The organism is Amycolatopsis sp. SID8362 (genome assembly GCF_010550475.1).
GTDB classification, from domain to species: domain Bacteria; phylum Actinomycetota; class Actinomycetes; order Mycobacteriales; family Pseudonocardiaceae; genus Amycolatopsis; species Amycolatopsis eburnea.
Genome location: NZ_JAAGNB010001053.1, coordinates 1 through 10,912, shown reverse-complemented (window position 1 = coordinate 10,912; position 10,912 = coordinate 1). Strand labels below are relative to the sequence as shown.

The following is a 10,912-nucleotide window of genomic DNA, read 5'->3' as shown; positions in this document are numbered from 1 at the left end:
GCCTGGCCAGGGCCGGCGAGCTGGGCGCGGTCGTGCTCGACGTCCACTCGGCACCGGTCGCGCTCGGCTTCGAGCCGCCGCCACCACCGCCCCCGCCCGCACGACCGGTCGCGGCCGCGACCCGGACGCCGAAGCTGGTCGGCGGGCGGATCCTGATGGGCGTCGGGCTGCTGCTGATGTTCTTCATCGTCGTCGGCATGTTCGCGGGAACACCGCTGGCCGCTGGGATCTTCTTCGCCGTCCTCGGGGTCGGTGCCCTGCTCGGTGGCTGGTGGCTCGCCGAGCCCGCGCCGCGCTAACGTCGGGGTGGTGCCGAAGCTGATCCACTTGAACGGGCCGTCCGGGATCGGGAAGTCCACGATCGCGCAGGTCTACGCCGAGCGGCATCCCGGGGTGCTGAACCTCGACACTGATCGGGTCGTCTGCCTCATCGGGGGGTGGCGGGAGACCTTCTTCGAGACCTTCCGCGCCGCGCAACTGCTCACCCGGGCGATGGCCGAGACGCACCTGAAGACCGGGCACGACGTCGTCATGCCGCAGCTCGCCACCCGCGTTGTCGACGTCGAGGCCTTCGAACGCGTTGCCGAGGAGTGCGGGGCCGAGTACCGGGAAATCCTGCTCACCGCCGGGAAGCCCGTCGCCACGGCGCGGTTCGCCGCGCGGGCCGCGCAGGGGGATGCCGCGACCAAGGGGGTCGACGACGTCGTGAACGAGCGGGGTGGCGTCGCCATGGTCGAGCGGATCCACGACCAGCTCACCGCCTACCTGCCGCAGCGGCCCGGGTGCGTCGTCGTCGAAACCGGCGGGCGGGCGCCGGAGGAGACCTACGGCGCCGTTGTCGCCCACCTGCGCGGGCGGTGAAGCGGTCCGGTTCACTGGTCGGCATGGCGGGCATCCCGGAATTCGCGCTGCGGCAGATCGAGCGCTGGTGTGCCCGGCGCGTGCCCGGACACCTGCGTGACCAGGTGCGGGTCGAGTGCCGGACGCGGGGGCGGGCCGTCACCATCTTCGAGCTGCGGGACGGGACCGAGCGGGAGATCGCGCAGCTGCGCGTCGACGAATTCGGGATCTGGTCGGTGTTCTGGGCGGACTCGGACGGGGAGTGGCTGGCGCACCCGGACGCGCCCGTGGCCAGCACGCCGCCGCCGTTGCTGGCTGAGATCGAACGGCGGTGCGAGCGGGACTAGACGGGCGGCGGGAAGCGGACCTCGTTGCGGTCGATCTTCGCGTGCGCCGCGGCCGGCAGGTCGACGCCGAGGCGGTCCGCCAGCTGCAGCAGGTACAGCGTGACGTCCGCGATCTCGTCGAGCACCTTGGCCGCCAGCTCCGGGTCGTCGCGCCACGCGTCGGACTCCTCCGGGGTCAGCCACTGGAACAGCGAGGTCAGTTCGCCCACCTCGCCGGACAGCGCCATCACGAGGTTTTTGGGCGTGTGGAACGGCTCCCACGCCCGGGCGGCCGCGAAGCCGCGCAGGCGCTGGGTCACGTCGTCGAAGGTCACGCGGCGATTGTGCCTGGCCGTCACGGTGCGCTAACGGCCGTATGGCGGATTGGCGTTGACCGGTGAATCTCTCACTCAATAGGTTGAACTTCGTCGGGATGTTTGCGGGGACCAGGGCCGGGAAAGGAACGTCTTGAAGTACCTGCGATCCGTCCGCGGCCGCATGCTGGGCATCGCGCTCATCCCCGGCACCGCCCTCGTCGTGGTGGCGGTCGTCATCACGGCTTTCCTGGTCCACCAAGCGCTTCGCACGCGCGACCTCGCCGTGGAGACGGCGACGGCGGCGGACCGGACGGCCCGGTCCGTGGTCGCGTTGCAGGCGCAGCGGAGCGCGGCGATGGCCGCGCCGGAGCAGCGGACCGCCGCGTACGCCGGCTACACCCAGCGGATCGACACCGCCATCGCCGGGCTGCGCGACTACGTCCGCCGCGCGCCGGACGCCGAATCGGCCTACCAGCAGACGACCGCCGTCGAGCTGCTTTCCGTCGCCGAAGGCATGGACCGCGCCGATTCCCTCGCGCTGGCCGGGCTCGACGGCGTCACGCGGCGGCCGTACGCCCTCGCCGTCGCCGCCTACCGGGCCGGGCTGACGCGGGTCGCGCCGCAGCTCACCGACAGTGGCCGGACGGCGTACGAGTCGCTCATCCGCAGCGCCGACTGGAGCAGGCTGGCCGCCGCCGAAGACGCGTTCGCCGCCGCCGAACCCCTGCCCGTGCCCGAGTCCACGTGGCGCAGCGCCGCCTACACCGTTTCCGAGCAGCTCGGCCGGCTTTACACCCAGCAGAGCCAGTACGCCGTGCAGCTCACGCTCGACGACGGCCGCCGCACGCTCGCCGGCGCGCTCTCCGCGGGGACCGCGCTGCTGCTGTGCGCGGTGCTGCTGCTGATCGTCGTGCGGCGGCTCGTGGCGCGGGTGCCGGTGCCGGTCGTGCCGATCATGGTGCCCACCGTGCGCTCGGCCATCCCTCGGCCTCGCCACGCACGGTCACGACGGCCGAAGGTGCCGGAGCCGTGGCCGCTGAAAGCCGTGCTCGACGACTTGCGCCGCCAATGAGGTCCTCACCGAGAGTCATGCGTTACTCCGAAAAGAGCACGCGGTTGGCCCACACGCGCACTCGACGGCCTCGGGCAGACTGGTGCGCGTGAGTCCCCACTCGGATCTTCGCCCCTACCTGCGCACTTTGGACGCGGAGACGCTGGCGGACCTGCTGCATGCCCAAGCCGAGCGTGACCCTGAGTTGCGGCATTCGCTCGAACTGCGCGCGGCGACCCAATCCGGTGACGTCAGCGAGGCGCACCGCCTGCTCGACACCGCCGTGACCGACGGGAACGTCGAATACACCGCGAAGATCGGTGCCGTGCTGGACACGCTGCAGCGGATGCTCGACGCCGGCAGCCGCGCCGACCTGGCCCCGCTGGCCCGGCGCACGGTCGACGACATCAGCGAAGTGCTGGAGCAGTCGGGCGACCACACCGGCGACCTCGGCGAACGGCTGGAGCGGGCCGTCGAGCTGTACGCCCGCGCGTGCGCCGCCCGGCCGCCGGACCCGGAGAAGCTGGCCGGCTGGATCGTCGAGGTCGAGTTCGACGGCCCCGGCTGGCCGGCGATCGACCTCGCCGACTTCGCGGCCGCGCTGGGGGAACGCGGGCTCAAGCTGATCAAGTCCCACGTGGACGACGTGCTCGCGGCCAACGGCTCCGGCCACCGCCGGGACGTGGCCGAACGGCTGCGGGAACAGCTGGCCGAGGTCCTCGGCGACGTCGACGAGCTGGTCGCGATCCTCTCGGCCAAGCCGCCGCGCGTCGACGTCAGCCTCAAGATCGTCCGGGTGCTGCGGGCCGCGGGACGGCACAGCGAAGCCATCGCGCACGCCGCCCGCGCGCTCACCCACGACAAGCAGCCGCCACCGCAGCCGGACGACGAGACTTCCCGCCGACGCAAGGACTTCGACGCGCGGCCGGACCGCGAGACGTTCGCCGCGCTGCGCGAAGCCGCGCAGGCCGCGGGCAAGTGGACGGCGCAGCGCCGGGAAGCGCTGGCGACCCTGCGCGAACGCGCGGCGGAAGGCGGCGCCGACGAGCTGGTCCGCGTCCTGCTCGACGACGGCCGTCCCGACGAAGCCTGGCGCGCCTGCGTGCGGTTCGGGGCGTCGCCGGAGCTGAAGCTCGAACTGGCCGAGCTGCGCGCCGCCGACCACCCGGCCGAGACCATCCCGGTCTTCCGCGAGCACGTCGAGGAACTCATCGAGCGCAAGGACCCGCAGGCCTACCAGGAAGCCGCGCGCCGGCTGAAGTCGTTGCGCGGCTTGCACAAGCGCGCCGGGACCGCGGACGAATTCACCGCTTACCTCGCCGCGCTGGGGGAAACCCACCGCCGGAAAACCCGCCTGATCACGGAAATCCGGGCCGCGCGAATCGCTTTGCCCAAAGCCGTAACCTCCCCGCGCACACCTCGTTGACCGACGTGAACCGGTGTGCACGTGCACCGGGACACCGCGAGCCCGCCACGGTGGCGACGCCCTGGCCAGAGAAGTCGCGGTGGCCCTGTCCCGTCGCCCCGCTCGGCGCCTCCCCGTCGAGCACGCGGCGGGACCCGCGCCAGGGCCACCGCGACCGGCTCGCGGACTGTGACAACCGGGCCTCCGGCCCGGGCCGGGGGCTCCGCCACCCGGACCCCCCGAAAAGCGTGCATGAAAACATGAGTCCATGAGCCCGGTGAGTCGTGCCCGCAAGAGGCAGCCGCAGCCCGTCACCCACAGCGTGACCGGCCTGTTCAAGGACGTCCTGAACGACTTCTCGGCGCTGGGTGCCGAGCCCGCGCCGGTCGACGTCGAGCTGCTCGCCTCCGAGGTGCTCGGCCAGTTCCACGACGTACCCGTCGAGGACGGTGAAGAGTCGCTCGGCCTGGAGCTGATCGCCTTCGCACAGCGCAAGATCACCCCGGGCGCCGCCGCGCTGCTGGCCGCGCTGAAGGTCGTCGCCGAGACCGACGTCGAGCGCAAGGCCGCCGAAGACGGCCTGCAGGTCGTGCTCGGCCGGGGCATCCCGGCGCCGACGTGGGCCAGCGAGCTGGGCCGCGTGCGCGCCGGCGAGTGCTGGCGGACCGGCGACGTCTACGGCGACGAGAACTCCCTGCTCTGCGTCTTCTCCCACGGCGGCGAGGCGTACGGCCTGCTCGCGCTCCTCGACTTCACCGAGGGCGGCCGGGTGCGGGACCTCGTCGTGATCGAGCAGCCCGCCGACGTCCTCGGCGAAATGCGCGAGCAGGCCGAAGCCGACCCGGAGCTGGTCGTCTTCGAAGCGGTCGAGCCTGCCGAGGCGCACCGCCTGATCGCGGACGGCCTCGCCGCGACCGACCACCTCGAGGACGCCGACGTCAGCGAGGACTACGCGCGCTTCCACGCGGTCGCGCTCACCTGGTGCCGCGCGCTGCCGGAGCCCGCGCTGGTGCCCGAGGTGGCCGTCTGGTCCGAGACCGAGCGGGCCGCGGTCGTCGAGCAGTTCGTCGCGGCGAGCGGGGAAGACGCCGACGCCGCCCGCTCGCTCGGGCGCCTGCTGCTGGAGCACGGGCTGCGCACCGACCCGGCGAACCCGCTGCGCGTCGGCCCGGAGAAGATCGCGCGCTTCCTCGAAGGCCTGCTGGGCGAGGAGTACGAGCTCGACGCCGACCACGAGGAAGCCGTCGAGCCGGTCGTGCTGGCCTGGGTGCAGTGGACCGCGGAGCGGGCCGGGCTGACCGAGACCGCGGTCGCGGCGCTCGACGAGGCCGTCGCCGACTACCTCAGCGAGTACGCCGACGAGGACGACTCCCCGCTGGAGCGCTACTTCGGCGGCGTCGGGGACCTGTCGCCGAGCGAACTGGCCGACGCGCTGGAGCGCCGGATGTTCGCCGTGCCGTCGCTGACCACGGAGATCGACGACGAAGAGGTCGACCTCGACCCCACCGACCCCGAGCAGCGCCGGGCGCTCGTCATCGCCGAAGCCGACGAAGACGAGGAAGAGCAGCGGCTGATCCTGCGCGCGACCATCGTCGACCAGCTGTGGGACGACGAGCCCGCGGACGTCTGGCAGACCGTGGAGCGCCTGCAGGAGGGCGAGCTGGACCGCGACGAGATCTTCGAGCAGCTGATCGACGCGCTCGAGGGCAGCCTGGTGGACGGCGAAACGCTGGAGTACGACCCGGACGCCTACGTCGAGGCGCTCGGCGAACTCTGACGACTACGGGAGGGGGCCCGCCGGCTCGGCGGGCTTCGCCTTCCGGCGGCGCTCCTGGAGCCGGTCGTCGAAGTCCACGACGAACGTTCCGGCGGCCATCGCGATCAGCAACGCCAGACCGAGCACCGCACCGACCCACGTGAGGATCATGGTGAACATCGTGGGCCTCCTCCCCAGCTCAGAGCCGTTTCCTGACTCCTTCAGGGTCGCTTTCCGAACGGGCGGCCGGTATCGGCCAACCGGTTAGGCCTCGGTGCCTCCCCTCGGCCGATCGGCCGGTGTTTCGGGGCTCAGCGTGGGAATGGTGCGCGTGTGGGTGACGAATCAGAGCTTGCGCAGGCGGACGCGGTTGATCGCGTGATCGCAGTCCTTGCGCAGCACGAGCGTCGCCCGCGGCCGGGTCGGCTTGATGTTCTCCATCAGGTTCGGCTCGTTGATCGACCGCCACAGGTGCTTCGCCTCGGCGCGGGCCTCGTCGTCCGGCAGGCCGGCGAAGTGGTGGAAGTGCGACGCCGGGTCCGCGAACGCCGTGTGCCGCAGCTCCAGGAACCGCTCGATGTACCAACGTTCGATGTCGTCGGTGTGCGCGTCGACGTAGATCGAGAAGTCGAAGAGGTCGGACACCATCAGCCGCGGCCCCGGCTGCAGCACGTTCAGGCCTTCGACGATGAGGATGTCCGGCTGCTGCACCACCTGCTCCTGACCGGGCAGGATGTCGTAGGCCAGGTGCGAGTACACCGGCGCGGCGACGCGCTCGGCCCCCGACTTGACGTCGGTCACGAACCGCAGCAGCGCGCGGCGGTCGTAGCTCTCGGGGAAGCCCTTGCGGTGCATGATCCCGCGCCGCATCAGCTCGGCGCGCGGGTACAGGAAGCCGTCGGTGGTGACCAGGTCGACGCGGGGGTGGTCCGGCCAGCGGGCGAGCAGCGTGCGCAGGATGCGGGCGGTGGTCGACTTGCCGACCGCCACGCTGCCCGCGATGCCGATCACGAACGGGACCTTCGTGCCGCGGGAGTCGTCACCGAGGAACGTCGTCGTCGCTTCGTAGAGCCGCTGGCGCGCGGCGACCTGCAGGTTGATCAGGCGGGAGAGCGGCAGGTAGACGTCGGCGACCTCGGCCAGGTCGACCTGCTCGCCGAGCCCGCGCAGCCGCAGCAGCTCGGCCCCGGTCAACGGCAACGGCGTCGAACTGCGCAGTTCTTTCCACTGTTCCCGGTGCAGCTCGACATACGGGCTGAGTTCGCGGACCCGGGTCATCGCACACTCCTCCGGCCGTCGCCTGCACTGGCGCACGTTTCACCTGCGTGATTAACGGTAGGGCTTACGACGGGTGAACGCGCTGTGATGTAGTCCACCCCCTGACTTTCAGGGGTTACCGGGGGTAACGGTTCCCGAAGACCTCGTCCCACGCGGCCGCGACCTGACGGGCGCACGTCGCCGGGGCGACGCCGCCCACGCCGGTGCCCAGGCCCGGCATCGCGATGGTGCCGACGTGCTCGCGCACCGGCCCGTCGTCGAGCTGCCCGTCGCGCCACTGGAGGAACACCGCGCGGGCGGCGAGGTAGGGGTGGACGGTGTCGGCGGGCAGCAGCTCACCGGGCTCGCGCATGGTCGGCGCGCTGATCAGCCAGGCCGGCTCGGCCTCGCCGGTCGGCACCACTACGGCCTCGCCGATCGGCAGCTCGCCGCCGTGGAAGGCCAGGACAGCGCTGCGGACGCGCTGCTCCACCTCGGGGAACGCCCGCGCGTAGACCGCGTCGATGCCGCCGCGCATCCAGCCGTAGGAGTTGGCCGGGCTGACCACGGCCTGCGCGACGACGTCGAGCACCGACCCGCGGTGCACCCGGACCCGGCCCGGCAGCTTTTCCACGGCGGCGGTCCAGGCGGTGGCGAGTGGTTCATCGACGGCGCACAGCACCAGCTCGGGGGTCCGAGGGGAGACCGGCGGGTGTGCGTCCCCGCGGCCGGTGTGCGTGCCGGAGTCGGCGGTCACGCACCCCAGCATCGCAAAAAACGCCACCCGGCGTAACCGGTTCGCGTACCGGCTGTCCGAGTGAAAGTCGCCACCCCGCCAGCCCGTAACCTGGGCTCTGTGTCACGGATCGCATACTTCGGCCCCCGGGGGACCTTCACCGAACAGGCCGCGCGGGCCCTCGCCCCCGGCGAAGAACTGATTCCGGTCGAGACCGTGCGGCAGGCGCTCACGACCGTCCGCGAGGGCGGGGCGGACGCCGCCTGCGTGCCCATCGAGAACTCGGTCGAGGGCGTGGTGCCCGCGACGCTCGACGCGCTCAGCGAGTCGACGCCGCTGGTCGCCGTCGCCGAAGCCATCCTGCCGATCCACTTCAGCGTGCTGACCCGGCACGGCGGCGGCGAGATCCGGACCGTCGCGAGCCACCCGCACGCGCTGGCGCAGGTCCGCGAGTGGCTCGAAGCGAACCTCCCGGACGCGCACCCGGTGGCGTCGTCGTCGACGTCCGCCGCCGCGGTCGGCGTGCTGGACGGCGAGTTCGACGCGGCGGTCTGTGCGCCGGTCGCGGCCGAGCACTACGACCTGGCGGTGCTGGCCACCGAGGTCGCCGACGTCGGCGACGCGGCCACGCGGTTCCTGCTGGTCCGCCCGCCGGGCGAGCTGCCGGAGCCGACGGGCGCGGACCGGACGTCGGTGGTCGCCGCGGCCGTCAACCGCACCGGCACGCTCGCCGAGCTGCTCACCGCGCTGGCCGACCGCGGGATCAACCTGACCCGGCTCGACGCCCGCCCGACGCGCAGCAACTTCGGCGAGTACCGCTTCTTCATCGACTTCGAGGGCCACGTGGCCGAGCCGCGGATCCTCGACGCGCTGACCGCGCTGCGCCGGCACTGCCGCAACCTGCGGTTCCTCGGCTCGCACCCGCGTGCGGACGGCACCCGCTCCACGATCGAGGCCGGCGCCGGCAACGACGACTTCGTCGAAGCGGCGGTGTGGGCGGACGCGGTCCGCAAGGGGGAGCTCGCGTGAGGCTGCTGCTCATCCGCCACGGGCAAACCGACGGGAACGTCCGCGGCGCGCTCGACACCGCCCTGCCCGGGCCGCCGCTGACGGATCTCGGCCGGCGGCAGGCCGACCAGCTGGCGGTGCGGCTCGAGGGCGAGCCGCTGGTCGCGGTCTACGCGTCGCAGGCGACCCGCGCCCAGCAGACCGCGGCGCCGCTGGCCGCCCGGTTCGCGCTGGACGTGCAGGTCGTCGACGGCGTGCACGAGGTCGTCGCGGGCGAGCTGGAGGGCGCGACCGACCACGCCTCGATCCGGGTCTACATGGAGACGGTCCGGCGCTGGACCCTCGGCGAGCTGGAGCCGTCGCTGCCCGGCGGCGAGAGCGGCACCAGCGTGCGCACCCGGATGCTCGACGCGGTCGGCGCGCTGCGGGCCAAGCACGAGCAGGCCGACCCGGACGGCGTCGTCGCGCTGGTCTGCCACGGCGGCGCGATCCGGCTGGCCGGCGAGTGGCTGGCGCCGAACGTCCACGCCGACGTCGCCAACGCGGCGCTGATCCCGAACACCGGCCTGGTCGAGCTGGAAGCCCGGCCGGACGGGGCCTGGCACTGCCTGACCTGGGTCGACACCCCGCTGTAGCCCGCCACGAACGTGTGATCCCGTCACGTTTAGAACACGTTTGGTGGGGAATTAACGGTGCGAACCAACCTGCCGGAGATCCGTACGTCTACCCAGTAGCACCACACCAGGGAGGCGATTGACATGGTTCGGACGAAGCTTTCACGGTTGCTGCCGGTGGTCGCGGCTTCGGCGGGCGTTTTCGCGCTTTCCGCCTGCGGGGGCGGCGGGGCCACCCCCGCGGCGAGCACCTCGACGCCGTCGACCTCGGCGTCGCCGACCTCCACCACCGTCACCACGGCCACGTCGAGCCCGAGCAGCAGCTCGACGCCGGCGACGCCGCCGGCGGTCGCCCAGCCCGCGGACAACGGGCTCTGCAAGGCCGGGGACGTCAAGCTCGCGCTCGGCCAAGGGGACGCTGGCGCCGGGTCGGTCTACCGGCCGCTGCGGATCACCAACTCGAGTTCGAAGCCGTGCAGCATCCAGGGGTTCCCCGGCGTTTCCTACGTGGCCGGCGCGGACGGGCACCAGGTCGGCAAGGACGCCTTCCGCGAAGGCACCAAGGGCAACGCGGTCAAGCTGAACCCCGGCCAGACCGCGGTCGCCGACATCCAGTTCGTCAACGTGCAGAACTTCGACCCGGGCACCTGCCAGCCGACCGCGGTGAAGGGCCTGCGGATCTACCTGCCGCAGGAGACGGCGTCGAACTTCGTGGCGGCCGAGGGCACGGGCTGCGCGAGCACGAAGATCCCCGGCAACCAGCTCGCGGTGAAGACGGTCCACCCCGCCTAGATGCGGCCGCAGATCTCCTTCGCCTCGGTCAGGTGCCGTTGTCCGGAGATGTCGTTGAAGTGCAGGCTGAGCACCATCCGGCTGACGCCGTCGATGTGGTCGGCCAGCGGCTGGTAGTTGGCGTTCACCTGGGCGGCGGCCGCGGACAGCGCGCGGGCCGCCGTCATCCGCTGCAGCCGTTCCGCGCTGAGGCCCGGCGTCAGCGACGGCTGCGCGTCCCGGCTCGTGTCGGGCAGCTCGCCCACCCGGTCGAGCGCCTGGCACGCCGCGACGGCGTCGTCGAGCGCGCCGGCGTGCACCCCGGACAGCCCCCAGAGCAGCCCGAGCACGCAGCTGCCGAGCACGAACCCGGCGACCGCGCTGAGCACCAGCAGCCGGCGTGACGGCTGCGGTGCGGCGGGCTCGCCGGACCCGGCCGAGGACTCCTCGAAGTCGGGCTCGGCGTCGGTGCCGGTCCCGGTGTCCACGGTGCGCATGGTCGCCTCCTCACCACCTGGGTGAGGAGCTATTTCAGCTCAAAATCACGGATCCTGGTGCACCAGCGCCGTGGCTGAGTCCGATTCGTCACCGAGCGGGAAGCGCCGCAGCGCCCCGAACGCGAACACGGCGATCACCAGCATGGCCACACCGGACACGGCGAACGTCCGCGCGGCCGACCCGAGCGCCCCGGTCAGCACCCCGCCGAGCAGGGCGCCGAGCGGGATCGCGCCCCAGACGACCGTGCGCCACACGCCGAGCACCCGGCCGAGCAGCTCGCCCGGCACGAGGGTGTGGCGCGCGGTCGCGAGCACGACGTTCACCGCGACGACG

The 10,912-nt window shown here is 72.4% G+C and carries 13 protein-coding genes and 2 pseudogenes; 9 read left to right on the top strand and 6 right to left on the bottom strand.

The window, feature by feature from the left end:
• The 3 genes and pseudogenes from G3I65_RS32690 to G3I65_RS32680 all read left to right on the top strand — a co-directional run.
• Positions 1 to 299, top strand: a pseudogene (locus G3I65_RS32690) (3'-5' exonuclease); the annotation flags it as partial.
• 10 nt (positions 300 to 309) lie between these two features.
• Positions 310 to 861 (top strand): AAA family ATPase, encoded by a 552-nt coding sequence (locus G3I65_RS32685; protein WP_160699514.1) that lies wholly within the window; start codon positions 310 to 312, stop codon positions 859 to 861.
• Between the two features lie 23 nt (positions 862 to 884).
• Positions 885 to 1,187: a DUF3024 domain-containing protein gene (locus tag G3I65_RS32680; RefSeq protein ID WP_160699513.1), complete on the top strand. Its 303-nt coding sequence runs from the start codon at positions 885 to 887 to the stop codon at positions 1,185 to 1,187.
• On the opposite strand, the gene G3I65_RS32675 is transcribed toward G3I65_RS32680, so the two are convergent.
• Complete coding sequence (locus tag G3I65_RS32675; protein WP_160699512.1) at positions 1,184 to 1,501, bottom strand: nucleotide pyrophosphohydrolase; 318 nt, start codon at positions 1,499 to 1,501, stop codon at positions 1,184 to 1,186. The genes G3I65_RS32680 and G3I65_RS32675 overlap by 4 nt on opposite strands.
• 133 nt (positions 1,502 to 1,634) lie before the next feature.
• Between G3I65_RS32675 and G3I65_RS32670 the strand changes: the two genes are divergently transcribed.
• The 3 genes from G3I65_RS32670 (at position 1,635) to G3I65_RS32660 (ending at position 5,716) form a co-directional block, all read left to right on the top strand.
• Positions 1,635 to 2,555: a nitrate- and nitrite sensing domain-containing protein gene (locus G3I65_RS32670; RefSeq protein ID WP_160699511.1), complete on the top strand. Its 921-nt coding sequence runs from the start codon at positions 1,635 to 1,637 to the stop codon at positions 2,553 to 2,555.
• Between the two features lie 88 nt (positions 2,556 to 2,643).
• A complete protein-coding gene (locus G3I65_RS32665; protein WP_345944096.1) occupies positions 2,644 to 3,960 on the top strand; it encodes a hypothetical protein in 1,317 nt (438 codons plus the stop codon).
• A gap of 247 nt (positions 3,961 to 4,207) precedes the next feature.
• The gene (locus tag G3I65_RS32660) at positions 4,208 to 5,716 is read left to right on the top strand and encodes a hypothetical protein (RefSeq protein ID WP_160699510.1); all 1,509 of its coding nucleotides are present in this window, start codon (positions 4,208 to 4,210) and stop codon (positions 5,714 to 5,716) included.
• Positions 5,717 to 5,719: 3 nt separating this feature from the next.
• Here the strand turns inward: G3I65_RS32660 and G3I65_RS56610 are convergent, their stop codons facing one another.
• The 3 genes from G3I65_RS56610 to G3I65_RS32650 form a co-directional block, all read right to left on the bottom strand.
• Positions 5,720 to 5,875, bottom strand: coding sequence for a hypothetical protein (locus tag G3I65_RS56610; RefSeq protein ID WP_166640863.1), 156 nt, complete (start codon positions 5,873 to 5,875; stop codon positions 5,720 to 5,722).
• A gap of 165 nt (positions 5,876 to 6,040) precedes the next feature.
• Positions 6,041 to 6,973, bottom strand: a complete 933-nt coding sequence (gene coaA / locus G3I65_RS32655; protein ID WP_160699509.1) for a type I pantothenate kinase — start codon at positions 6,971 to 6,973, stop codon at positions 6,041 to 6,043.
• A gap of 115 nt (positions 6,974 to 7,088) precedes the next feature.
• The gene (locus G3I65_RS32650; RefSeq protein WP_160699508.1) at positions 7,089 to 7,709 is read right to left on the bottom strand and encodes a macro domain-containing protein; all 621 of its coding nucleotides are present in this window, start codon (positions 7,707 to 7,709) and stop codon (positions 7,089 to 7,091) included.
• A gap of 99 nt (positions 7,710 to 7,808) precedes the next feature.
• Here G3I65_RS32650 and pheA point away from each other — a divergent pair, with 99 nt between their 5' ends.
• The 3 genes from pheA (at position 7,809) to G3I65_RS32635 (ending at position 10,102) form a co-directional block, all read left to right on the top strand.
• Complete coding sequence (pheA, locus tag G3I65_RS32645; RefSeq protein WP_160699507.1) at positions 7,809 to 8,717, top strand: prephenate dehydratase; 909 nt, start codon at positions 7,809 to 7,811, stop codon at positions 8,715 to 8,717.
• Positions 8,714 to 9,331, top strand: a complete 618-nt coding sequence (locus tag G3I65_RS32640; RefSeq protein ID WP_160699506.1) for a histidine phosphatase family protein — start codon at positions 8,714 to 8,716, stop codon at positions 9,329 to 9,331. Before pheA ends, G3I65_RS32640 begins: the two co-directional genes overlap by 4 nt.
• 123 nt (positions 9,332 to 9,454) lie before the next feature.
• Positions 9,455 to 10,102, top strand: a complete 648-nt coding sequence (locus G3I65_RS32635) for a DUF4232 domain-containing protein (protein WP_166640861.1) — start codon at positions 9,455 to 9,457, stop codon at positions 10,100 to 10,102.
• Here G3I65_RS32635 and G3I65_RS32630 read toward each other — a convergent pair.
• Together G3I65_RS32630 and G3I65_RS32625 are read right to left on the bottom strand one after the other, a co-directional pair.
• Positions 10,099 to 10,578 (bottom strand): hypothetical protein, encoded by a 480-nt coding sequence (locus tag G3I65_RS32630; protein WP_160699505.1) that lies wholly within the window; start codon positions 10,576 to 10,578, stop codon positions 10,099 to 10,101. The genes G3I65_RS32635 and G3I65_RS32630 overlap by 4 nt on opposite strands.
• A gap of 45 nt (positions 10,579 to 10,623) precedes the next feature.
• Positions 10,624 to 10,912 (bottom strand): annotated as a pseudogene (locus G3I65_RS32625) (MFS transporter); the annotation flags it as partial.

Coding starts and splice junctions, on each gene's coding strand:
- G3I65_RS32680 (WP_160699513.1), top strand. CDS start 885: ATGGCGGGCATCCCGGAATTCGCGCTGCGGCAGATCGAGCGCTGGTGT.
- G3I65_RS32660 (WP_160699510.1), top strand. CDS start 4,208: ATGAGCCCGGTGAGTCGTGCCCGCAAGAGGCAGCCGCAGCCCGTCACC.
- G3I65_RS56610 (WP_166640863.1), bottom strand. CDS start 5,875: ATGTTCACCATGATCCTCACGTGGGTCGGTGCGGTGCTCGGTCTGGCG.
- coaA (WP_160699509.1), bottom strand. CDS start 6,973: ATGACCCGGGTCCGCGAACTCAGCCCGTATGTCGAGCTGCACCGGGAA.
- G3I65_RS32635 (WP_166640861.1), top strand. CDS start 9,455: ATGGTTCGGACGAAGCTTTCACGGTTGCTGCCGGTGGTCGCGGCTTCG.
- G3I65_RS32630 (WP_160699505.1), bottom strand. CDS start 10,578: ATGCGCACCGTGGACACCGGGACCGGCACCGACGCCGAGCCCGACTTC.